The sequence below is a fragment of the Flavobacterium sp. CYK-55 genome (assembly GCF_018413465.1).
Lineage (GTDB): Bacteria > Bacteroidota > Bacteroidia > Flavobacteriales > Flavobacteriaceae > Flavobacterium.
The window spans coordinates 353283-378290 of the sequence record NZ_JAHCDK010000002.1 but is presented as its reverse complement, the minus strand read 5'-3'; the positions used below and the strand labels follow the sequence as shown (position 1 = coordinate 378290).

Annotated in this window: 13 protein-coding genes; 6 read left to right on the top strand and 7 right to left on the bottom strand. The window is 40.8% G+C overall.

Features of this window, described 5'->3' with window-relative positions; genetic code table 11:
* Positions 1-134: 134 nt before the first annotated feature.
* Positions 135-7616 carry a fibronectin type III domain-containing protein gene (locus KIH23_RS13855; protein ID WP_213211431.1) on the bottom strand — a complete coding sequence of 2494 codons (7482 nt, stop codon included), beginning with the start codon at positions 7614-7616 and terminating at the stop codon, positions 135-137.
* A gap of 306 nt (positions 7617-7922) precedes the next feature.
* On the bottom strand, positions 7923-14723 hold the full coding sequence (locus KIH23_RS04305) for a fibronectin type III domain-containing protein (protein WP_213211430.1): 6801 nt from the start codon (positions 14721-14723) through the stop codon (positions 7923-7925).
* Between the two features lie 279 nt (positions 14724-15002).
* On the opposite strand from KIH23_RS04305, the gene KIH23_RS04300 reads away from it, so the two are divergent.
* The 5 genes from KIH23_RS04300 (at position 15003) to KIH23_RS04280 (ending at position 19310) form a co-directional block, all read left to right on the top strand.
* Entirely contained in the window at positions 15003-15701 is a 699-nt protein-coding gene (locus KIH23_RS04300; protein WP_213211429.1) for a tetratricopeptide repeat protein, read from the top strand.
* Positions 15702-17057, top strand: coding sequence for a UDP-N-acetylmuramate--L-alanine ligase (locus KIH23_RS04295; protein WP_213211428.1), 1356 nt, complete (start codon positions 15702-15704; stop codon positions 17055-17057).
* A 103-nt stretch (positions 17058-17160) separates the two neighbouring features.
* On the top strand, positions 17161-17856 hold the full coding sequence (gene radC, locus KIH23_RS04290; RefSeq protein WP_213211427.1) for a RadC family protein: 696 nt from the start codon (positions 17161-17163) through the stop codon (positions 17854-17856).
* 54 nt (positions 17857-17910) lie between these two features.
* Complete coding sequence (locus KIH23_RS04285) at positions 17911-18594, top strand: YjjG family noncanonical pyrimidine nucleotidase (protein WP_249684774.1); 684 nt, start codon at positions 17911-17913, stop codon at positions 18592-18594.
* Positions 18594-19310 (top strand): hypothetical protein, encoded by a 717-nt coding sequence (locus KIH23_RS04280; protein ID WP_213211426.1) that lies wholly within the window; start codon positions 18594-18596, stop codon positions 19308-19310. The genes KIH23_RS04285 and KIH23_RS04280 overlap by 1 nt, the downstream gene beginning before the upstream one ends.
* Here the strand turns inward: KIH23_RS04280 and KIH23_RS04275 are convergent.
* Positions 19307-20584, bottom strand: coding sequence for a replication-associated recombination protein A (locus KIH23_RS04275; RefSeq protein ID WP_213211425.1), 1278 nt, complete (start codon positions 20582-20584; stop codon positions 19307-19309). The two genes, KIH23_RS04280 and KIH23_RS04275, sit on opposite strands and share 4 nt — an antisense overlap.
* Before the next feature lie 146 nt (positions 20585-20730).
* On the opposite strand from KIH23_RS04275, the gene KIH23_RS04270 reads away from it, so the two are divergent.
* Entirely contained in the window at positions 20731-21516 is a 786-nt protein-coding gene (locus tag KIH23_RS04270; protein WP_213211424.1) for a rhomboid family intramembrane serine protease, read from the top strand.
* Here the strand turns inward: KIH23_RS04270 and rlmB are convergent, their stop codons facing one another.
* From rlmB to KIH23_RS04250, 4 genes are all read right to left on the bottom strand, one after another.
* Positions 21517-22251: a 23S rRNA (guanosine(2251)-2'-O)-methyltransferase RlmB gene (rlmB, locus tag KIH23_RS04265; RefSeq protein WP_213211423.1), complete on the bottom strand. Its 735-nt coding sequence runs from the start codon at positions 22249-22251 to the stop codon at positions 21517-21519.
* A gap of 62 nt (positions 22252-22313) precedes the next feature.
* The gene (locus tag KIH23_RS04260) at positions 22314-22811 is read right to left on the bottom strand and encodes a lipid-binding protein (protein WP_213211422.1); all 498 of its coding nucleotides are present in this window, start codon (positions 22809-22811) and stop codon (positions 22314-22316) included.
* 10 nt (positions 22812-22821) lie between these two features.
* Complete coding sequence (locus KIH23_RS04255; protein ID WP_213211421.1) at positions 22822-23559, bottom strand: immunoglobulin-like domain-containing protein; 738 nt, start codon at positions 23557-23559, stop codon at positions 22822-22824.
* Positions 23560-23564: 5 nt separating this feature from the next.
* Complete coding sequence (locus KIH23_RS04250; RefSeq protein ID WP_213211420.1) at positions 23565-25004, bottom strand: SusD/RagB family nutrient-binding outer membrane lipoprotein; 1440 nt, start codon at positions 25002-25004, stop codon at positions 23565-23567.
* Between the last annotated feature and the right edge of the window lie 4 nt (positions 25005-25008).

Below are 25008 nucleotides of genomic sequence, written 5' to 3'. Positions count from 1 at the left end.
GTGCTTTCAGGAATTTTCGCGGATATAGTAACAGATTGTTGAAATTCTTGAATGATAATTAAAAAACCGCCTCGATTGAAGCGGTTTTCGATGATTTTTTTATGAAATTAATATCATTAATTGCGATAGAAATCTCAATTTTTGCTGATTAATTTTTTGGCTGCAATTGTTCCGTTTTTGAAATAAATTTTAGCTAAATAATATCCATCAGAAAATAAAAAAGGCTCATTCATTTTTGTGTCTAGGATAGCTGTTGTTGAATAACGGGCAACTAATTTCCCGGTCATATCATATACTTCTACATTTGAAAAGGCATCACTAGCCGAAATTTCAATGGTTTTATTTTGAATTTTAGCAAAAATATTATGCGCAACATTTGAGTTTATACTAAGAGCAGCATTGGTAAATCGCAATACAAAACGATTGTCAAAAGTTCCAATAACCGAACTAAATGCATAAGGGCTCAGCTTTAAATTGTGTATAATACCCAAGAGTTTATCTTCAATAAAAATATCTTGGTTATCAAACAAACCATCAAATTGGTCTAATCTTATGGCAAAGTTGTCGGCAACTGTAGTTTTAAAACCTAAAGCTATTTGATCAGTTTGGTCAAAAGGCAGTGGTCTTCCTTGAATTACTAAATTTTGTTCCGGAATAATTGAGTAAAATGTGCTACTACTTTGGTCAATAAAACGCACACCGTCATAAGTTCGATCCCAGCCAATAGATGCGCCTTCAACATAGCCTACTAATATTTGATTAAATACACCTCCGTTTGAAATTAAATTCAACCAAATTCTGTGTTTTTCTGAGTTGTCATTGGTGCGTAGTTGGCGCTCTCCGGAGAGTATTGAAGCTGATTTAAAAAATTGACTGTTAATTGATGAACGCATAGTGTTTTTAAATACTACAGGGTTTCCGCTAGGAGCTGTTCCTGTGCTTCGTGTAAAAAAGCCTTGACCACTAGCAATATAACCGTTTGGTGCCGAACCTCCGGTTGTAGCTGCCGAACCTCTTGATCCAACCGGTCCTAAACTGTTCCATGAAGCATAGTCGCTTCCGTTGTAATTAATAACATAATCTCCGTAAAAGGGATCAACATAAGTGGTGCTTGGTCCGGAATTGTGTGTCCAGAAATAGATGGTTCCGTCAATCACAGCAGCATTGGCAGGATCAGTCAAGAAAGCTTGCGCATCAACTGCTGAAGGATAAGGATTTCCGAGCAGGTTGTATTTGTCGTTGTTGTTGCCCACCAAAGTTCCGTGATATATCGGACATGAAATATTACCATTGTTTGGTGTTCCGATAAAATTAGCAGTATAAGGAACTTTTACATCTGGAGTGAATGAGAATGTTTGCGGTGCTCTCACAATATAACCTTTAATAGGATTCATTATAGTTGCAGTGCTTTCAAATTGCCAAGTGCCAAATTGATTGGCTCCAGTTGTTGGAATCCAACTAAAAAACTTATCAGATAATGTATTGGGTGAAAGCATACCTAATGTGTAGTTAGAAGCAAAAGTTACCGGACATCCCCAATAGGTGTAGTCAAAACGATACATAGGCTGGGTAATTCGCTCGATATTTACGATCCCTGAATTGGCTACGTTATTGGTCTGAATGAGGCTTGCTCCGTTTTTAATCAAAAATTGCCCACCCGTATTAACTGTAACAGCATTGGTAACGGTTATATAATTGGTTGAATTAATCGTCAAAATTCCTCCGTTTTGAACAGTCAAACTGTAGGCGTATGCTTGGTATGATGTTCCGCTGATGATTGGTGCATTGGCCGAAGACGGAATAACAACACAATCAGATGAAGTAGGTACGCCATTTGGGGTCCAATTGGCTGCAATATTCCAATTGGTTCCTGATGATCCATTCCAAGTTTTTGAACTGCCAACGGTTCCGGTGCCCATTAAGTTTGATGACACGGCTGTACAAGATGCATCGCTCAAAGCTGTTAAGGTGTAATTGGTTGGTGTAGAAGGATTAACCGTAAAAGTATATGGATTTGTCGTATTTCCGGTAACGGTTATCGGAGTTGTACCATCGGTATAGGTAAAATTCCATGGCGCAGTACCAGTAAGCGCAATACTCATGATTGTTCCGCCCGAACAAGTGGTTCCTGAACCTGAGATTGTAGCTGTTGGCCCTGAAATAACAAAATTGGCTGCTGAACGAACATTTGGATTGTTAGGACAAGCTGCATAATAAGTATAAGTTCCGGGAGTGTTTGTATTGGTTAGGCCAGAACCTGTTACGCCCACCGGATTAAAAGGAGTTCCGGTACCAATAGGAACTCCACCAGAAGCGGCTGTGTACCACTCAACTGATCCGCCCACAACACCTGAAATAGTTCCGGGCCCGGTAACATTCCATTGAAACGTATTGGTGACTAAAATGCTGGATGCTGCATACAGAGTTGAAATTAAAGTATATGTTATTCCTGCCGTTAAGGTTGTGGTCATTTGAGGTTCAAAAGTGGTTGGGCCGCTGTCATCGTCGCCTACAACCCATGTTCCGCTGCCACAAACACCCGGATTAAACGGATTAATAACAATATAACCCATCGAATCATAAGCGGTTGTCGGAGCCATGGTAAATACATAGGTTCCTGTTGTACTTACCTGAAAATCCATAGATGTATAATTGGCTGTTAGATTAGCCGGATCAAATTCGCAAGTAGTTGAATTGTTCATAAAAATGATAGGTCGAATAGCCCTCGGGTCTGATGTGGCATCCCAACTGCCATTGATGGTGTTTCCTAAATTCATCAACCCTGTACAAGTTCCGGTTGCAGTTATGGTTGTGTTCCCGCCCTGACAAACGGTTGAGTTAGTTGTTACCGGAGGCGAAGCAATAGTCGAAAAATTTAAAGGCCCAATCCATACTCCTTGATTGGCTCCACAATTTGATCGCACCCAAACATAATAAGGCATTCCAGAGGTAAGTGAACTTAAATTGGCTGAGGTTATGCCAGCTCCGGTGCTACCGCTTGGAGTTGTACTGTAGGTGGGCTCTAGAGCTGAGGTAGCATAATAGTATTGATAACCACTGGTTGGTGCCGGGCTAGCTGCTGTCCAACTGAGGGTTGCGGTTGTAAAGCTTATTGATGAAACCGACAAGTTTGATGGGTTTCCGCTGCACGGAAGCGCCAGAACTGTAAAAGTGTAATCTTCGGTTTCACCACTGGTAATAGAACCGCATGCTTGTGGGTTTGTATCGGTAAAGTGTGCGCGTATTCTCATTCGATGATTGCCCACAGTGGCTGATCCGGGTACTGTAAAACTACCTGTATTTGCCGTGAAAAAATTGCCGGAGCCGTATACCTTTTCACCCGGGTCGTCAAAATCTAAATCGTTATTCCAATCAATCCAGATGTTAAATCCAAATGTGCCGCCTGAGTATGTTGATGAAAAATTAACCGTTCCATAGGGTTGTTGACTGACACTCATTGCTGTAAAGTTTCCGTAACCTGAAGCCGAAATCCCTGATGAGTTGTTGGTAATATTAGTTGTACCACCAGTAGTAGAAAAATCACTGATGTAGTAACCCGTTCCTGTACTGGTTGACGCGCAATAACCGTTATAAAAAGTTAACGGACTTGACCAAGAGCTAAAATTACCACTGCCACAATCACTTCGAACAAATACATAGTAAGTAGTATTGGTAGATAATCCGGTAACATTGGCCGATAAACCTGAGCTTGCTGTTCCTGCTCCAACTGGGGTTGTACTACTAGTTGAAACTACATATTGATATCCATTTGTTGGTGCTATGATTGGTGCACTCCAGTTTATAGTAGCCGTTGTACCAGTTAGATTCGTTGCGGCATTTACGGTTGGAGTAAGACAACTAGGGCTTAAGGTGACGCTTACATCATCAACAAACAAATACCAAATGTTAGCAGCAGATATTCCGTGAAAACCTACATAATAAATTCCTGTAGTGGGTACTAAAAAGTCAATTACTTTTTGTGTGTATGCTATGTTTCCTGTTACTACTGTAGGGCCAAGAATGGTTTGTGTCATTGCCGCCGATGACGGAGAATTGCCACATTTAACTTCAATATTTTCGTTGCTGCCAGAATAAACATAAGCTCTGGTGTAAAATGTTAGTCTATAGGCTGTTCCTGCAGTCATGTTGATTCCTTGAATATAAAACCAATCATCCATCGGACTGCTCGAGTTGTACTGAATACCCATTTGGTTTGTTCCTGAAAACGGAGTAACAGCTGTAGCGTTTCCGAGTGAAGTTGTGTTACAGGTTTTCCAGAATTGTGCATCGCTGTTGTTGTTTTGGACACTTACACAAGTCGGAAGAGCTGGTTGTGTTACACTGTCAAAATTCTGAAAATAAGGTACGTTTGTGGCTGTACAGGTGGTGCTAATGCTTCCGTTTACATAAGAACTCAGACAGCCATTACTGGCTAGAATTCTGTAGTAGTAAAGTGTACTTGAGCTTAAGCCGGAAACATTATATGAGGTATTAGGCGCGGCAACAGAAAAAGGAGAGCCTGCAATATTTGCTGTAAAACCTGCATCTGTTGTAACCTGTAATGTATAAGTAACACCATTAGCATTTCCGCCTGCTGATGAACCCCAATTGATTGTAAAGTTTGAAGTATTGACATTGCTTATGTTTACTGAACTTGGTGCTGCTGCACACGTTATATTGTTTCCGCTCAATACGGTTGAATTATACATCGGACCACCCGAACACGAAGTGTTATTGTATGCATAAATGTAATAATAGTAACGTGTATTACCTGTAAGAGCTGTTGCCGAAATGGTTGTAGATGTGCTGCTTTGAATAAAGGTTAATCCTGCTCCTAATGTATTGATGTTAAGAGCGTTGTATGTTGTTCCGTTGACAGGTGTTGATGGCGGAGTGCTACTGGTTGACTGAATGACCAAATAACCGTTGGCCAAACCTGTATAATTTGCCGAAATTGTTGTGGCTGTTGGTGTTAAGAATGACAAACTTGTTGCAGGACTTGGAGTGGTACACGCAGGAGTAGTTGTAACACACAATGAAAAAGTGCCTTGTCCGGTGGCATTTCCAAAACTATATACTCGAACAAAATACTGGGTTCCCGGAGTTAATCCTGAAAATGAATTAGTCTCAATACCCGTTCCTGAGGTGTTGTCAATACAACCAAGGTTGGTTAATGTTCCTGCACAAGTTCCTGAAAAAACTTGAAGAACGGCATCGGTCAAAGTGCCAGGGGTAACAGTAAGAACATGGGTATTGGCTGTTGCTGTAAATTTATACCAAACATCGTCATCAGCAGTTCCGGCACAACCCGCTTGCGTTTGTGTTGCGCCTACTGTGGTTCCTGAACTTGAAGTGGTACAAGTTAAGGTGGTATTGACAGTCAACGGATATGCAGTGTTGCAATTGTCATTAAATGCTGCAAGTGTGGTTGCTGAGCCTGTAAGAGCCCCAGACGAATTATAAACCGGACCACCCAAACATGAAGTGTTGTTGTAGGCAAAAATGAAATAATAATAAGTAGTACTCGAATTAAGGCCCGTATCAGTGTAAGACAAAGCACTTGTCGATTGAACAAAAGTCAAACCAGCTCCCAAAGTTCCGATGTTTGCTGCGCTGTAGGTTGTTCCGTTAATGGGCTGACTTGGAAAAGTACTTGACAAAGATCTAATCACTAAATAGCCATTAGCTGAACCTGAGTAATTAGCTGCAATTGACGACGCGGTAATTACCCCTAAAGTAAAACCACTAGCTTGAAGAGTTGGTGCATTACAATTTGGGAGTAGTGTTGTAGCTGATCCGGTTACATAAGAACTTGAACAGCCATTTTGTGCTAATATTCTATAATAATATGTAGTATTGCTGTTTAAGCTGCTGATATTTATAGTTGTAGAAGATGTTGTAAATGGTGATCCACTAATGTTTGTTGTAAAACCAGCGTCGGTGGTTACCTGAATTAAATAAGTAATGCTTGCAGCCGAACCTCCGCTGGGTACTGTCCAATTGATTGAAAATCCAGATGAGGTAATTCCTGAGGTTGTTACTGAGTTTGGAACAGCCGGACAAGTATTTGCAGAGCTAGTCAGTGCCCCTGATAAGTTATATGCAGGTCCGCCCAAACAGCTTGTGTTGTTATAGGCATAAATATAATAGTAATATTGAGTATTGCCCAATAAAGAACCAGAAGTGAATGTGGTGGTAGCTCCGGTTTGAATAAACGTTAAACCGGATCCAAGAGTTGAAACATTGGCACTGCTGTAAATCGTGCCGTTACTGGGTTGGGTGGGAGGTGTAGCACTAGTTGATTGTATAACCAAATAACCTTGAGCAGATCCTGAAAATGTGCCCGCTATTGAAGTGCTGGTAATACTGCTAAGAGCTAAGGCTGAGGCTTGGCTTACAGGCGCTACGCATGAAGGTAATAAAGTTGTGAAAGTACCCGGCGAAGTCCAACTGCTAAAATTTCCGGAACCACAATCGCTTCTAACAAAAATATAATAGGTGGTATTGGGAGCCAGACTTGTTAGATTAACAGTAGTTCCGGCAGTAAAGGTTCCGCTCCCTGAAGGTGTTAGGCTTGATGTTGTAACCACATATTCATAGCCATTAGCAGGAGGGGTACTGGGTGCATTCCAATTGATAGTTGCTGTAGTTGTGGTAATTGAATTAGTTGCCGTTAGCACCGGCTTTTGACAAGAACTAGGCGAAACGCAACTAACGCTAGCAAGCCAACCCGGAAAATTGTTTGCGCTGCTTGACCTCCATCTTATGGTAATGGCCCCCGTTGGATCAGATGAAGTGACAGTTCCCGGACTAATAACTCCATAAAATGCTCCTGCTGGGCAGTTTGTGGCATTTGTCCCAGCAGGTAAACCAGATGAAATTTGTGGTGAACTTGTGTTTGGACCATCGTAAATTACCATACCGTCTTCACCAGATTCAGTGCTAAAATTGTTAAAAACCAATTCAACTTTACTGGTTCCTACCGAAGGGGTAAAAGTGATGGTGTAATCTTTTGTAATGTTGTATGCATCATTGATACCGCCTTGGTCCATAAAATTGTAGGTTGTTCCGCATTGAATTGTTTGGCTACAATTACCTATTGCAGGAATAATGGTGTTTTCGGCTGCGTTGGTTGAGGTCCAAGCAATGTCGTCAATCCAACGAAAATCAGTCCCGCTAACCCTTTCGTCAATAATCTGGACATAAACATTAGTTAGTCCCAAAGCCCCCAAGTTAATCGACATTTGAGTCCATAACAAACCTGGTGTTACCGAACCTCTTGTAGTCCAAGTGATTAAATCTGGTGAGGTTCTAACGGTAAATTTTGGAGTACCTGTGGCAACGCCCCCTCTGCGGTGATAAAATGAAAATATGCCCGGAGTAACAATTTTAGGAGTAATGATGTAATCTCCAACGGCATCAAATTGCAATTGATTTAAACCTGAATAAGAATAAGTTGGCGGTACAGTTGTGGCATAAGTCATTGAGTTATCTAGCCAAGTGCCTCCCGAGCTTGGTATGCTTGTGCCAAAACTTTCAAAGTTTTGATAAGCAGTACATTGAGCCGAAATTTTACTAAAACTAATAAAAAAGAATATTGACAAAAGAAACTTCACAGTTGTAGAAGCGCTTTTTAGAATTGGTTTTTCTGTGCGTATAGGACGTACGCAGAGAAAGCCTCTGAGCTGCTCTAGTTGTATCATGTTTGAGATAAATTGAAAAAAGGGTTGGTAAATTTATAGTCTTTTTTCTATTTATCAGAAGGATATCTTTATAAAAATCAAAATTGTTGAAAACTATTTAAAAATCCGACCAAATGCATGTTTAAAATATAAATCTGCTTTTGGTGTTTGGGCGGCACTCAGAATCACACTTTTTTTCAAGCATTCATAAAAAAAGCCCCACTTAAGGGGCCTTGTATGCTATTTTGTAATCAGTTTTTTGGTTTGGATATTTCCGTCATTCAGGTGAACTTTTAACAAATAAATTCCATCCGCATAGGTAAATGACTCATGATGTTCAAGTATAGGAACATCAAATTTTTGAGATATAATCAATTTTCCGGTTAAGTCAAATAACTCAATTTGTTGCATAAATTTTTTAGAATCTAATTTTAAAATACCGTTATGAATTTGCGCCCAAATATTCGATTCCATTTGCGGATGAGTAATATTGAGTAGATTATTATTGTATCTAAGTACAAAGCGATCATTAAAAGTTCCGGCTCCAGAGCTAAATGAATACGGGCTTTGTTTAAGGTTGTGTACAATTCCGAGTAATTTGTCTTCAATAAAAATATCTTGTGTGTCAAACAATCCATCAAATTGGTCTAGGCGCACCGAGAAAGTATCGGCAGTAGTAGTCTTGAATCCAAGTTGAACTTGATCTGTCACATCAAAAGGCAATGGTCTGCCCTGAATTACCAGATTTTGTTCAGGAATAATTGAATAAAAAGTACTGCTGATGCCATCAGTAAAACGCACACCATCATAAGTTCTGTCCCAACCGCTAGAAGCTCCCGAAACATAACCAACCAAGATTTGATTAAATACTCCGCTGTTCGAGATCAAGTTGAGCCAAATGCGGTGTTTCTCAGTGGTATCGGTCATTAGTTTTTGAGCACTGCTCACAATCGATGCGTTTCTATAAAATTGATTATTCACTGATGAACGCATTGTGTTTTTGAACACAACCGGATCTCCGCTCGGTGCTGTTGCGGTACTTCTGGTAAAGAAACCTTGGCCAGCAGCTATATAACCATTCGGAACCATACCTCCTGAAAGTGCTGCTGAACCTCTAGAACCCACGGCTCCTAAACTATTCCATGAAGCATAATCACTGGCATTATAGTTAATGACGTAATCGCCATAGAACGGATCAACATAAGTAGTTGATGGAGCAGAATTGTGTGTCCAGAAATAAATGGTTCCATCAATCACAGCGGCATTGGCTGGATCTGTTAAAAAGGCTTGTGCATCAACTGCTGACGGATAAGGGTTTCCGAGTAAATTGTATTTGTCATTGTTGTTTCCGACCAAAGTTCCGTGGTAGATTGGACACGCAATATCTCCGTTGTTTGGTGTTCCTATAAAATTAGCCGTATAAGGAACTTTTACACTCGGGGAACTAGAAAATGTTTGCGGAGCCCGAACAATGTATCCTTTTATAGGATTCATAACCGAGGATGAAGTTTCAAAATTCCAAGTTCCAAATTGATTTGCACCGGTGGTGGGTATCCAACTAAAGAACTTGTCAGAAAGTGTGTTGGGTGACAGCATGCCCAGGGTAAAGTTTGATGCCAATGTTACCGGACATCCCCAATAAGTATAATCAAATCGATACATGGGTTGGGTAATACGCTCCATATTGATGTTTCCGGTGTTGGGCACATTGTTGATCTGAATTAAACTTGCGCTGTCTTTGATGTAAAATTGTCCACCTGATAAAACATGTACCCAATGGGTTACGGTAATATCATTGGATGAGTCTATTGATAAAATTCCGCCATTGAGAATTGTTAAATTAAAAGCAAAAGCATGATATCCGGTGCCCGTAATCACAGGTGAATTTGCGGCTGCTGGAATAATCACACAATCGGTTGCTGTCGGAACCAGTCCGGTTGACCAGTTGCTTGCATTACTCCAATCATTATCAACTGTTCCTTGCCATTGAAATGCACCACTAACGGTAGCAGTTCCGGTCAAATTAGCAGCCAAAGCGTTGCAATTTGCGTCGTTGGCAGAAACAAGGGTATAATTGGTTGCCGATGAAGGATTCACATTAAAAATATACGGACTGGAGTTGATTCCGCTTACCGTTACTGGTGTAGTTCCATCAGTATAGGTTACTGTCCAAGGGGCGGTTCCGGTTAGGGCAATAGAAATATCTGTATTGGCTTGACAAACGCTTCCTGTTCCTGAAATAGTTGCCGTTGGACCATTAATGACATAGTCAACAGCAGTTCTGACCGATGGATTGTTTGGACAAGCAGCATAAAACGTGTAAGTGCCCGGTGTATTGGTGTCGGTTAATCCTGAGCCTGAAACACCTACAGGGTTAAATGGACTTCCTGTTCCGATTGGCGTTCCACCCGAAGCAGCTGTATACCATTCAATTGAGCCCGAAGCTACACCGGCAATAAAACCTCCCGGAGGTGCAGTAACATTCCACTGAAATGAATTGGTAACCAATAAACTTGAAGCGCCATACAAGGTTGAAATTAATGTATAAGTAACTCCTGCGGTAAGGGTTGCTGACATCTGTGGTTCAAAGGTTGTAGGCCCGCTGTCGTCATCACCAACCACCCAAGTTCCGCTTCCGCAAACACCCGGATTAAATGGATTTATAACTATATAACCCATACTGTCATAAGCAGTAGTCGGAGCCATTGTAAAAGTATAAGTGCCGGTCACACTTACCTGAAAATCCATGGCAGCATAATTCGCGGTATTGTTGCCCGGATCAAAAGCACAAGTCGTAGAGTTGGCCATAAAGACTATTGGTCTGATTGCTCTTGGGTCATTTGATGCATCCCAACCTCCATTGATGGTCGTACCCATGTTGACTAGGTTTGTACACGAGGCTGTAGCTGATACGGTTCCGCTTCCGCCTTGACAAAAAGTAGTTCCCGTAGTCACCGGCGGAGCATTGAGTGTTGTAAAATTAATTGGCCCAATCCAAAGACCTCTGGTTCCGCCGCAATTAGAGCGAATCCATACATTGTAAAAAGTTCCGCTACTTAGACCTGAAAGAGATGCTGTTGTTATTCCGGCTGCTACTGAACCTGAAGGCGCAGTTGCCAGATTCGGAGGAGTTCCCGAAACCGAATAATAATACTGATATCCACTAGCTGGTGCCGGGCTAGCAGCTGTCCAGTTTAAAGTGGCTGTTGTAAAACTTACCGAACTAGCCGAGAGATTTGAAGGGTTGCTGCTGCAAGCTAAAGCCAAAACAGTCAGTGTATAATCTTCTGTTTCTCCGGTAGTAATTGTTCCGCATTGATTCGGATTGGTGGCCCAATAATCGGCTCTAATACGCATACGGTGATTTCCTAAAGTAGCCGAAGCAGGAATCGTAAAGCTCCCTGTGTTGGCGTTGTTGAAGCTTCCTGAACCATAAACTTTTTCGCCTGAATCATCAAAGTCTAAATCATTGTTCCAATCAACCCAAATATTAAACCCAAATGTTCCTCCGGTATATGCTGATGAAAAGTTAACTGTTCCGTAATATTGTTGGCTCACAGTCAAGCCAGTGAAATTTCCATACCCGCCGGCTGATAATCCTGAACCGTTATTGGTAATGTTTAAAGTTCCGCCTGTAGTTGAAAAGTTATTGATGAAGTAACCCGCAGTACTACCAGTGGCAGGACAATATCCGGTATAACAAGTTCCAGTAACATAAGCACTATTACAACCGTTATTGGCTAAAATTCGATAGTAATATGTTGTATTGGCTGCTAAACCGGTAACTGTTTTGGTGTTTGTTGGGTCGGCAATGCTAAATGGTGACCCAGCAATATTTGCCGTGTAGCCCGCATCTGTGGTAATTTGTAAAACATACGTGATTGCAGCTGCCGATCCGCCTGAAGGCGTTGACCAATTCAGAGTAAAGCTGCTGCTGGTAGTTACTGTATTGGCCACCGAATATGGAATATCAGGGCAAGTCACACTGCTGCCGCTCAAAGGTGCAGCAGAATTATAGACAGGCCCTCCGGAACATGCCGTATTGTTGTAAGCATATACAAAATAATAATAACGCGTGTTTCCGATGAGTCCTGTTTCGGCAATGGTCGTGGCGGCACTACTTTGTATAAAAGTTAAACCACTGCCTAATGTCCCAATATTTCCGGCATTGTACAGAGTGCCGTTTGCAGGTGCGCTAGGGGGTGTGTTGCTCAACGAGCGAATCACTAAAAAGCCATTTGCCGTACCGCTAAAAGATGCCGCCGTCGAGGTTGATGTGTTTGTGCCAACTACAAAAGCAGAGGCTTGAGCCACCGGCGCTACACACGGAGTTTGCAGGGTGGTTGTATTACCGGTAACATAGGCGCTATTACAGCCATTACTAGCTAATATTCTGTAGTAATACTGGGTGTTCGGATTGAGTCCTGTGACCACTTTGGTTACCGTAGGGTCAGCAATTGTAAATGGTGATCCAGGGATATTGGCCGTATAAGCCGCATTCGTAGTGATTTGTACTGTATATGTAACCGCCAAGGCATTTCCACCGGTAGGATAAATCCAATTAAGTGTAAATCCGTTGTGGCTCAAGCCTGTAACAGTCAGAGAATTAGGTGTGTTTACACAAGTTACTCCGCTGCCAGATAAAGGGCCGGATGTATTGTATGCTGGTCCTGCTGAACAAGCGGTGTTGTTGTAGGCATATATATAATAATAATAACGAGTGTTTCCGGTAAGCCCGGTTCCAGCTATGGTAGTTGCGTTGCTGCTTTGAATAAAAGTAAGCCCGCTTCCTAAAGTGTTGATGTTTCCTGCGTTGTAAATGGTTCCATTAACAGGTTGACTTGGCGGTATATTGCTCAGCGATCTGATCACCAAAAAGCCATTGGCTGTTCCTGTAAAACTGGCCGGTAAAGTCGTGTTGGTAGCCGTGCCAAAAGTCAATGCAGATGCTTGATTTACTGGTGCAAGGCAAGGCGTTTGTAATGTAGTCGTATTTCCGGTTACATAAGTGCTACTGCATCCGTTGTTTGCCAAGATTCTGTAATAATATACTGTGTTTGGATTTAAGCCTGTAATGATTCTTGTGTTGGTCGGTGCGGCAATAGTAAATGGAGATCCGGGAATATTTGCAGTATAGGCTGCATTGGTTGTAATCTGCAAAGTATAGGTAATCGGCAGTGCATTTCCACCGGTGGGTGTTGCCCAATCAACCGTAAATCCGTTATGACTTAGATTGTTGATGGTAACCGAATTCGGAACCGCCGGACAGGTAGTTCCATTGCCTGTTAATGGTCCGGATGTGTTGTACACAGGCCCGCCAGAACAAGCGGAATTGTTATAAGCGTATACAAAGTAATAATAGGTGGTATTTCCGATCAAACCGGTTCCGGCAATGTTGGTAGTGTTGTTGCTTTGAATAAAAGTTAGGCCACTACCTAGAGTGGCTATATTACCTGCATTATAGGTTGTTCCATTAGCGGGTTGACTAGGCGGTGTACTGTTTTGTGATTGAATAACCAAATAACCGTTGGCTGAACCTGAAAAACTTGCCGGAACCGAAGTTGAAGTTCTCGTCCCAATAACTAATGCCGAAGCCTGTGCTACCGGTGCCACACAAGGGGGTTGGAGTGTGGTGACGTTTCCGGATGCATAAGCACTTGTACAGCCATTGCTAGCCAATATTCTGTAATAGTAAATTGTATTTGGGTTTAAACCCGTAATAACTCTTGTTACTGTTGGGTCATTAATTGTAAAAGGTGACCCTGCAACGTTTACGGTATATGCTGCATTGGTACAAACTTGCAAAGTATATGTAATCGGCAGTGCATTTCCGCCGGTTGGAGTTGCCCAATCAACCGTAAAACCATTGTGGGTTAAACTGTTTATGCTAACTGAATTAGGTATTGCCGGACATGTTGTTCCATTGCCCGTAAGTGGAGCTGCAGTGCTGTATATTGGTCCGCCCGAACACGGGGGCGTATTATATGCAAAAACGAAATAATAATAGCGCGTGTTTCCGTTTAAACCTGTTCCGGGAATACTGGTTGAATTACTGCTTTGTATAAAACTTAAGCCAGCTCCTAAACTTGAAATATTTGCGGCATTATACGTAGTTCCATCAACAGGTTGTGCAGGCAAAGAATTTGTAAGGGATTGAATTACCAAATAACCTGAAGCCGAACCTGTAAAGCTTGCCGGTAAAGAGCTAGAAGTAGCTGTTCCAAGTGTAAAAGCAGTAGGTTGGCTTGGTGCAGAAGGAACTGTGCAACTGGGTCTAAGGGCTATTAGAATTCCTCCGTTGCGCTCGGCAACCGATAGGGTAGCGGCGCCATTTCCGGTGGCACCCACAGTTGCTTTTGTGGCCCATGCCGCACCGGCAGATGATTGATTTCCGGCTGCGTGTCCTACATCAAATAGTTCTGTCAATGCACCTGGCGATGTTGTACTCCATGCTCCATTGTTATACGTTGGATCGTTTCCGCCAGCTTGTCCGAACATGATGATTGCAGTATTTGCCGTAACTGTTGTTAAACCCGTTGCAACTACACCGGTTTGACTTGCTTGAACTGAAATAGTTCCGGGAGTCACATCAAAGGGTGTGGTTCCGTCAACACCAGAAAATGCTACGATACCACCTGATCCTGTATTGGTGCCCGCTCCGAGGGCAAAAGTGTAATTCGCCGGTTCAGTAGCTCCGGCCACTTTGTATAAAACTGCACCGTATCGTTGGGTTCCGCCGCCGCCAATAGCAACTCCGCTAATCAAGGTCCAGCCGGCTAAAGTAGGAGCATTAGTATTGTTTCCGGCTTTGGCAATATTCACCAACATAACATCGCCAGCAACTACTCCGGTGGGCTTGTTTATGGTAATATTAGTATTGTTGGTGGTTGATGTTGTTGCAGCGCCTCTCAAGGCAATTTGACCTTGGGCTGAGTTCGATACTAAGAAACTAACCGTGAATAAAAGGGTTAAAAAAAACTCTTTTACAATGGATGTTTTATTCCAAAAAGGAAACTTAGAATTGTAAAAATTCTTCTTCATATGGCTTAAGACTATTGATTTGGCATAACAAATTTATTTTGAACCATCAGAGCAAAATAATTTATCGGGTGACTAACCATTAAAATCGATGAAGTGTCGTTTTTCACAACGATTGTTGATAACAGCTTGCAAACCATTGTTAAATAAGTGTTTGCGAATTTTTTCTGTAAAGGAATTAATCTGTTTTTTACACTATTTTCAACTCTTTTTTATAAAGAAAAACAGCGAACTGAATTCGTCTGTGTTTATTTTTCTAATTTTGAAAACCAATCTTCGCTCATGAAAAAATGGATGTTTGTCTTATTGTTGATTTCGATGCCAATGCTCGGACAATCAAACTATGAAAAGGCGGTTAAGCTGTTTGATCAAGAAAATTATGTACAAGCCAAACCCTTGTTTCTTTCGCTTTTGAAGCAAGAGCCCAACAATCTGAAAATCATTGAATATTTGGGCGATATATCAAGTCATCAAGACGATTGGGATAAATCAATATTTTACTACGAAAAGCTTAAGACACTCAAACCGTCAGAGGCTAATTATTATTATAAATACGGTGGTGCACTAGGCATGAAAGCAAAGGTGGGCGGTAAATGGGTAGCTATCAGGCTTGTTGGCGATATGCGTGCTGCCTTTGAACGAGCCATACAGCTTAATCCCAAGCACATTGAAGCCCGATGGGCCATGATAGAATATTACTTACAACTCCCTGCATTTGTGGGCGGTAGCGAGAAAAAAGCTCAAGTTTATGCCAACGAACTCATGAAATTATCTCCTGTAGATGGTTATCTTTCAAAAGCACATATCGATGAATATTTTAAAAGATATTTGAGCGCCGAAAAAAACTATAAATTTGCCATTCAAGTGGGCGGTTCTAAAAACACCTACGAACGTTTAGCCCAACTCTATAAACAAAAGTTACATCAGCCGGAAAAGGCCAACGAAATACTCAGAGCATATTCAGAAAAAAATAAATCATAAATGCGTATACATTTTATTGCCATTGGCGGAAGCGCGATGCACAACTTAGCCTTGGCACTTCATCAAAAAGGCTATCAAATTACCGGCAGCGACGATGCTATTTTTGAGCCTTCTAAAACTCGATTAGAAAAAAAAGGTTTGCTACCTGCCCAAATGGGATGGTTTGCCGAGAAAATAACGCCGGATATTGATGCTGTTATTTTGGGAATGCACGCCAAATCTGACAATCCAGAACTCATGTGCGCTCAAGAATTGGGTTTGAAAATATACTCGTATCCGGAATTTTTATATGAACAATCCAAAAACAAAACCCGAGTAGTGATTGGTGGTTCGCACGGCAAAACCACGATCACTTCGATGATTTTGCATGTCATGCATTACCACAATATTGAGGTTGATTATATGGTAGGTGCGCAACTCGAAGGCTTCGACACGATGGTGCATCTTACCGAAGAAAATGATTTCATGGTGCTTGAGGGAGATGAATACTTATCATCACCTACTGATCTTCGTCCGAAATTTCATTTATATCAACCTAATATAGCTTTGATTTCTGGAATTGCTTGGGATCATATCAACGTTTTTCCGACCTATGAAAACTATGTAGAACAATTTGAGATTTTCATCCAAAAAATTACTCCCGGCGGCATTTTGGTATACAACGAAAATGATTCTGAAGTCAAAAGAATTGCAGAAGCAGCTACCAATCCGATCCGAAAATTGTCATACGCAACACCCGATTATAAAGTTGAAAACGGAAAAACCATGCTCAGCACACCCGAAGGTTATATGCCCATCGAGGTTTTTGGCGCGCACAACCTAAACAATTTGGCTGGTGCCAAATGGATTTGCCAAAACATGGGTGTAGATGAGGCTGATTTTTATGAAGCTATTGCATCGTTCAAAGGCGCCTCAAAAAGGTTAGAAAAAATAGCCGAGAGTTCAAATAAAGTGGCTTACAAAGATTTTGCACATTCGCCCAGTAAAGTAGCCGCAACGACCAAAGCAGTCAAAGAACAATATCCGGATAGAACTCTGGTGGCTTGTTTAGAATTGCATACCTACAGTAGTTTGAACGCCGAATTTCTGAAAGAATATCAAGGCGCGCTTGATGCTGCTGATGTAGCTGTGGTGTTTTATTCGCCAGATGCGGTCAAAATCAAACGTCTTGAAGAAGTAACCTATGAGCAAATTGCCCAAAGTTTCAAGCGTGATGATTTGATTATTTATACCAGTCCGCAAGATTTTAAAGCATATTTGTTTGGGTTGAATCTAGATAACTCGGCCTTATTACTCATGAGCTCCGGAAACTACGGAGGTTTGAATTTTGATGAAGTCAAGAATTTGATTCAATAAATCAAATTGTATTGTAAATAAGAGCCGCCATTTTTGAGCGGCTTTTTTGTTTTAATTATAAATTCTGTTACCTTAGGAGCTCATTTTAAACGCCATACAAATTATGTCTGAGAAAACTTTCTTTCCCATCAGCAGTTGGTCTGATGATGATAAACCGCGCGAAAAATTGCTTTTAAAAGGCAAAGCTACCCTTAGCGATGCCGAGCTTTTAGCCATTATTATTGGTTCGGGTTCTAAAAATGAATCAGCCGTTGCTTTGAGCCAGCGCATTTTGGCGAGTGTGTCACACAATTTAAACACACTGGGCAAATTATCTATTGCACAATTAACTGCTTTTAAAGGTATGGGCGATGCCAAAGCCGTGTCGGTTCAGGCTGCTCTTGAACTCGGAAAAAGACGCCGTGCTGCCGAACTTCCGCAATGGCAAACTGTTTCGTCAAGCATGAGTGTTTTTGAGCTGATGCAACCGGTTATAGGCGAGCTTCCGCATGAAGAATTTTGGATATTATATTTGAACAATGCGCATAAAATCATCCTCAAAGCACAGCTCAGCAAAGGCGGAATTACCGGTACTTTGGTGGATGTTCGTTTGGTTTATAAAGCGGCTTTAGAACTCAGCGCAGTGGGCATCATCCTAACGCACAACCATCCGTCGGGTACTTTGCGTCCGAGTGAGTCTGATAAGCAAATTACCAAAAAACTCAAATTAGCCGGAGAGCAACTCGATATCAAAGTTTTAGATCATCTCATCATCACAGAGCATGGTTATTTTAGTTTTGCCGATGAAGGAATTTTATAGCATGCATGGTTGCCTGAAAAAACTTCCCGATTTTTGTGCCTTTATTGAATCAAATTGAACAACATTCAGCACATATTTTTTGATTTAGATCACACGCTTTGGGATTTTGATACCAATTCAGAAAAAGCCTTCGAAGTTATATTTCAAGACTTGTTTCCTGAGTTGAATATCAATGCTTTTTTAATGCATTATATTCCGATTAATCAAGCGTGTTGGAAACTCTATCAAGTTGACAAAATTACGCACGAAACCTTGCGTTATGAGCGGCTCAAGCAATCATTTGACGCGCTCAAACTGCCTGTTACCGATGCTCAAATTGATTATATTTCAGAAGCTTATATCGCACTTTTGCCTGAGTTTAATCACTTATTTGAGCATACTCATGAAACGCTGGGTTATCTGCAGCAGCGCTATGATTTGCATATCATTACTAATGGTTTTGCCGAGGTTCAGTTCAAAAAAATGACTCGATCTCATTTGTCGCCCTATTTTAAAACCATTACCAATTCGGAGCAAGCCGGTGCGAAAAAGCCCAATCCGATTATCTTTGAACATGCTTTAAAAGTAGCCAAAGCTGATAAGCAACAAAGTATTATGGTAGGCGATAGCATTGAAGCTGATATTCTTGGCGCGCTAGATTTTGGAATGCAAGCGGTTTTTTTTAATCCGAATCAAATCCCATTAGAATTTGATGTTGTTCAAATAACTAATTTAGCCGAACTCAAAAAACTTTTTTAATGAGAAATTCTTATTTGATTATTTGCTTTTTATTGCCTCTTGCGTTAATTGCACAAAAAAGTATTAACAACTACCAAAAAATTATTGTTCCGAACAAGTTTAATTTCGTCAAAAAAGAAAATCAATACAACTTGAATGTTTTGACCAAATTGTTTTTTGAAAAATCCGGATTTCAAGTTTATTTGAATTCAGAAGTTCCATCTGAACTTGCAGCAAATCCTTGTGATGCCATGTATGCTTCAGTTGTTGAAAAAGGCAATTTCATGAAAACCAAAATGCAGGTTTTTTTACTTGATTGTAAAAAAGATACTATTTATAAGTCAGATGTCGGAACCAGTAAAGAAAAAGATTTTAATGTTAGCTATAATTTGGCACTTCGTCAAGCTTTAAACTCATTTGAAAAACTCAATTACCATTATGAACCAAAAGAAAATGAGCTGACTACTGATAATGCTACATCGACAATTTCAGAGCCTAAAAAACAACTTTCTGAGCATTTATATACTGCTCGTGCAACGGCCAATGGCTATGAATTACTTGATACCGAAAAGAAAGTTGTTATGAAATTGCTCAAAACTTCACGAGTTGATATGTTTACGGCTCTTAAATCTAGCCAGCAAGGAGCGCTGATTTTCAAAGAAAACACTTGGTTTTTTGAATATTATCAAGGTGAAAACTTTGTTTCAGAACCTATAGATGTTGTGATGCCGAATTAGTAGCCGTATTTATCTTTCCAACGATTTTTCAAAAAGGCTCGCAATTCGTTCTCTCGGGCATTGTTACCTGGTTCGTAGAGTTTGGTGTTCTGCAAAGCTTCAGGTAAATATTCTTGATCAATAAAATTGTTGGCAAAATCATGTGCATATTGATATTCTTCTCCATAACCGAGTTCTTTCATGAGTTTGGTGGGGGCATTGCGCAGATGAATCGGAACAGGTAAATCGCCGGTTTGTTTGACAATGGCTTGCGCCTGGCCAATAGCCATATAACTTGCATTGCTTTTGGCTGAACTGGCTAAATAAACGGCACATTGACTCAAGATAATTCTGCTTTCGGGATAGCCAATAGTTGAAACGGCCTGAAAGGTGTTGTTGGCCATAATGAGCGCTGTAGGGTTGGCGTTACCAATGTCTTCACTAGCCAGAATCAGCATGCGACGGGCAATGAATTTTAAATCTTCACCGCCTTCAATCATACGCGCCAACCAATACACAGCTGCATTTGGGTCGCTTCCGCGGATAGATTTGATAAACGCTGAAACAATATCGTAATGTTGTTCACCCGTTTTGTCATACAGTACGGTATTTTGCTGGACGAGTTCTAAAACTTTGTCATTGGTAATTTGAATGTCATTACCGCTGATGGCACTTACCACAAGCTCAAAAATATTGAGCAATTTTCGTCCATCACCGCCCGATAACCTAATCAGCGCTTCGGTTTCTTTCAGATCAATTTTTTTCTTATGAAGTTCGGTGTCTAATGCAATAGCTCTGTAGAGTAAAGCTTCTAAATCTGCTCTGGTAAAAGCATTGAGTACATATACCTGACAACGCGAGAGTAGGGCAGGAATCACTTCAAAACTGGGATTTTCAGTAGTGGCACCAATGAGTGTTACCCAGCCTTTTTCAACAGCTGCCAAAAGTGAATCTTGTTGTGATTTGCTAAAGCGATGAATCTCATCAATAAATAGAATTGGGTTTTTGCCGCTGAACAATCCGCCACTTTGGCGGGCTTTGTCAATCACTTCGCGCACGTCTTTTACTCCGGCATTAATAGCGCTGAGCTCATAAAAAGGCCGCCCGGATTCGCGCGCAATGATGTTGGCCAAAGTGGTTTTTCCGGTGCCGGGTGGACCCCAGAAAATCATCGATGAAATCAACCCGTTTTGCATCTGCAAGGTTAATGAGCCCTGGGGTCCGACCAAATGTGTTTGGCTTACATAGTCGGCAAGTTTTTGAGGGCGAATGCGTTCGGCAAGCGGTGTTGACATCTGATTTAAATCTGAAAAAAAATGATGCTCAAAGGTAATGTTTTGAGAGGCTTTATTCAAAAGGTTTGCCTGACAAGTTGCTGACAATATAGCATAAAAAGTTCTTTGGTGGTATATTTGACAATTCCGTGGCTCAAACCAATAATATGCAAGAACAACCTTTTAAATTTTCAACTTCAGTCATTTGGTTTCCGTTTTTAACGGTGCTGAGTTTGTGGATTGTTTTTTGGGTTGGAGTGCGATTTCATTTAGATTTAGAAACCTTGGGTATTTATCCGCGTGCCTTAGACGGTTTTAAAGGTGTCTTTTTGAGTCCGCTTGTTCACGGTAATATTGAACATCTATACAATAATTCGATTCCGCTTTTGATGCTTTTGGCAGCTATGCGTTATTTTTATCGCGATCAAACTTTTTTGGTTTTGGGCTATGGTTGGTTGCTTAGTGGTTTTATTACTTGGGTCATTGGTCGCGAATCCTATCATATTGGGGCGAGTAGTTTGGTTTATTTACTCGTGAGTTTTATCTTTTTTAAAGGAATACTCACAGGGTATTATCGCTTGGCTGCTTTATCATTTTTGGTTGTTTTGACCTACGGAAGTTTGGTTTGGTATATTTTTCCGAATGTAAAAGAAGGAATTTCTTGGGAAGGTCATTTAGCGGGAATGCTCGTCGGGTTGGTATTTGCCTATACCGTTAAAACACCTGATTTTGTCAAAGAATATCGGTATGATTGGGAGAAACCTGATTACGATTCTTCGCGAGATAAATTTATGCAACGCTTTGATGAAAACGGCAATTTTGTCAATCCACCACCACCGGAGCCTATGGTTGAAATAGAACCCCAAAGAAGCTTGCAATCAACTTCGGCTTACCATGAGGTCTATTATGATGCTCAACGAAATGTATATGTTATTCAGCCAAAAAAAGAATAATTAAGCGCGTTGACGAACGGTTTCATACAGAAAAGCACCACACGCTACTGATACATTCAGTGAACCAATGTTGCCAAACATAGGTAGTTTTCCTTTTTCGTCAATGATTTTTAAAACCGATGGATTGATTCCGCGGTCTTCACTTCCCATAACAATAGCCACGGGTTCTTTTAAATCAATATCGTAAATAGATTGATCAGTTTTTTCGGTTGCCGCTACGGATTTGATTCCGCAACCTTGAAGGTAAAACAAGGCATCTTTGATGTGCTCGACTTTGCATATTGGAACATTAAAAACGGCTCCGGCAGAAGTTTTTACCGTATCGCCATTGACCGGTGCTGAACCGTTTTTTGGAACAATGATGCCATGAACGCCAGTACATTCGGCTGTTCGGATGATGGCGCCAAAATTACGGGCGTCTGAAATTTGATCGAGAATCAACAAAAAAGGCGGTCTATCTGAATTTTGTGCTTGCTCGACCAAAAATTCTATGTCGACAAATTCAACCGGTGAAATACTGGCTACAGCCCCTTGGTGGTTTTGATTGGTTAATCGATGAAGTTTTTCAGTGGGAACATAGGTAAAATTAATATTCGCACGTTTGAGCGTTTTGATGAGTTCTTTCATGAGTTCGCCAGAAGCGTCTTTTTGAATAAAAACTTTGTCAACCGGTTTACCTGATTGAACGGCTTCCATAATAGCACGGATACCAAATATCTGATGTTCATTTTTCATGGCCCAAAGATATAAAAAAACCACCCTTTTGTAGGGTGGTTTTATTTTAAAGTCAATGAACATTAATATTCATCTTCTAAGAAACCTGTTCTTTTATGACCGGTATAGATGATGTCATATCCATCAGCATCATAACTAAAATGTGCTCTGAAAGAAATTTTGTCTACTCTGTGCCCCGCTTTTGATAAACCGGCCCCTTTTTCAATTTTTCCTTCCGTAATGGTAACTGTGCCTTGATCTGCTGCGATAATATTATCAGCATTGGTCGCGGTGAAAGTTCCATTTGAGTTAATAGTTATTTTACATTTAATCCAATAACCATTTTCATAATCATCAATCCACATTGTGTTATCATTGGCCGCTGTATTGTATGTTGAATGTAATGCATGCGATACAATTGCATGACCATCACTATCAGTTAAGTCAATAAACCAATCACCTGCAAATTGTCCTGTGTTGGTTCCGCCAGGATTTGGATCACCACCTTCATCGCATGAGAAAGCAGTAAATAAAAGAACTGCAAAAAGTGCTCTTACAATATTATTTTTAATCTTATTCATTTTGAAGGTATTAAGGTTGAACTTGTGTTAAGGTAGCTACAAACGTGTAAGCTGTTGGAGCAGCCCAAGTACAAGTAAGTACTATTTTTTTGGTTGCAGCGTCAACATTCACATCTGTGATGTTAGCAACCCCGCCAAATCCATCATTTGAAAGTGGATTGCCCGGGAAAGTGAATGAGTTTGTTGCAATGTCTACAGCATTGATAATTCCACCTGGTGTGATATAAGCCAGACCTAAAGCACGTCCGTATTCATACCAACCGCCAAATGCATCTGAAATACCATAGGTGCCATCATCATTTTTCCAGATGTAGATGTACTCAATATCTCTGTAGGCATTACTTGGAATTACTCCATTACGGCTAATTGTACATTTGTACAAACCTTCAATACTGTTTACTAAATCACCGTTTTTATATACAATCACTTTTCTTGTAGCGCTTCCGTCAAAACCGTCTTTGTTGGTAGCAGTATAGGTTACATTGTACTCATCAACAACATTAGCGTCAAGACTTCCGCCTCTGTATTTTCCTGTTGAAGATGTGGTGTATTCAATTTCGTTTTCACCTTCCATAGCGATGGCTCCTGGATCAACATATTCTCCACCTTTTTCAATGTAGATTGGATCGTCTCCTAAAACCGTTATAATTGGATAGTTGGTGATTCTTGACACACTCGCTGTGTCATCCTTGTCATCACAAGCAATAAATGAGCTTGCAATTATGAGTGTTAGAAATATTCTTTTCATAATCATTAATTATTTGCCCACCAAACAGGAGTGGTGATTGGAACTAAAGTAGGAGCATTTGGATTTGCGTTTCTCTCGGTTAATGGATAAGGCATTCTTTTAGGGAATAAACCTCCGGTAGCTCCATTAACAGAGTAGGTGATTTGACCCGGAACATAAGAAGGGTCTGATTGTGGAACGGCTGATGTTCTTGGATAACCGGTTCTGTTTTTTTCGAAGAAACCTTCAAAACCATTTCCAGGGAAACTTGCAATCCATTTTTGAACTATAATAGCTTCAATTTGTTGGTCAACTGTTCCAGCAGAAGGGTATGCGTAAGCACCAGCCAACAAGCCTCCTTCAGCTAACGAGTATCTTGCAAAGTTTGCATTCACAGCAGCATCGTATAAAGCTTTTGCACCAGTACCGCCGTTGTAACGAGCAGCAGCTTCAGCTTGTAAAAATAAGCTTTCTTCTTTACTCATAAATAAAACCGGAGTTGTTGCTGCTAATTTAACTACAGCGATTGTTCCAGCTCCAACAGTACTATTGTAAAAACCTTGATTAAGTGAGTTTCCTGCTAAATAGTAAGCCCCTCTTCTTGGGTCTGAATTTGCTGCAAAATATGAAGCAAGCGTTGTGCTCATTCTTAAGTTGGTAGCCACATTCAAACGACGGTTGTTGAACTCATAAAGCGGATTACTTTGATTGATTGCATCTGTGAATTGTGTCATAGCTGCATCTGTACTCAAGAATGTTACCCCAGAATTTAACATAGCTGTGATAGCTGTACCAGCAGCAGCAGCTCTACTGCTATTGGTTTGTCTCATGTAAATTTTGAGTTTCATAGTGTTGGCAAACTGAGTCCATTTGGTCATGTCTCCACCAAAAATGAAATCATCAGTTCCCGGGTTTGTTCCTTGTGACGCACTTAAATCTTTTGATAATGCATCATCTAAATCTGCAATCATCAAGTCATAAATTTCCTCTCCTGTATTAAATCTAGGAGCAAGAATGTCTTTGTTGTTTGCTTCTTCATATGGAACGCTTCCATACCAATCGGTCAGAATTTGTGATGCTTGCGCTTCAAGTGTGGTTGCAATAAGGTAATACTTCCAATTGCCACTAGCGGCTGCTTTTCTTTTTACATTTCTGATATCGCCCAATGCATCATACATACCGTCCCATACATAATTGTAATCAGCGGTACCTAAGTTATAATTGTCAATATCTTTATATTGGTTGGCCGCATTACTTTGCGTCCAATATTGCGCCCACATACCGCCGATAATGGCCATAGCAGCGCCTTCAGAACCGGCTAAACCAGAAATTCCCGCAGGTAATTGAGCTGATAAAGGTGCATTATCTGGGTTTAATAAATCTGGGTCACGATTGATATCCGTGTCGGTACTACATGCTGTAAATACCATGGATAAAGCTAAAATACTGGTTATATATTTTTTCATTTGT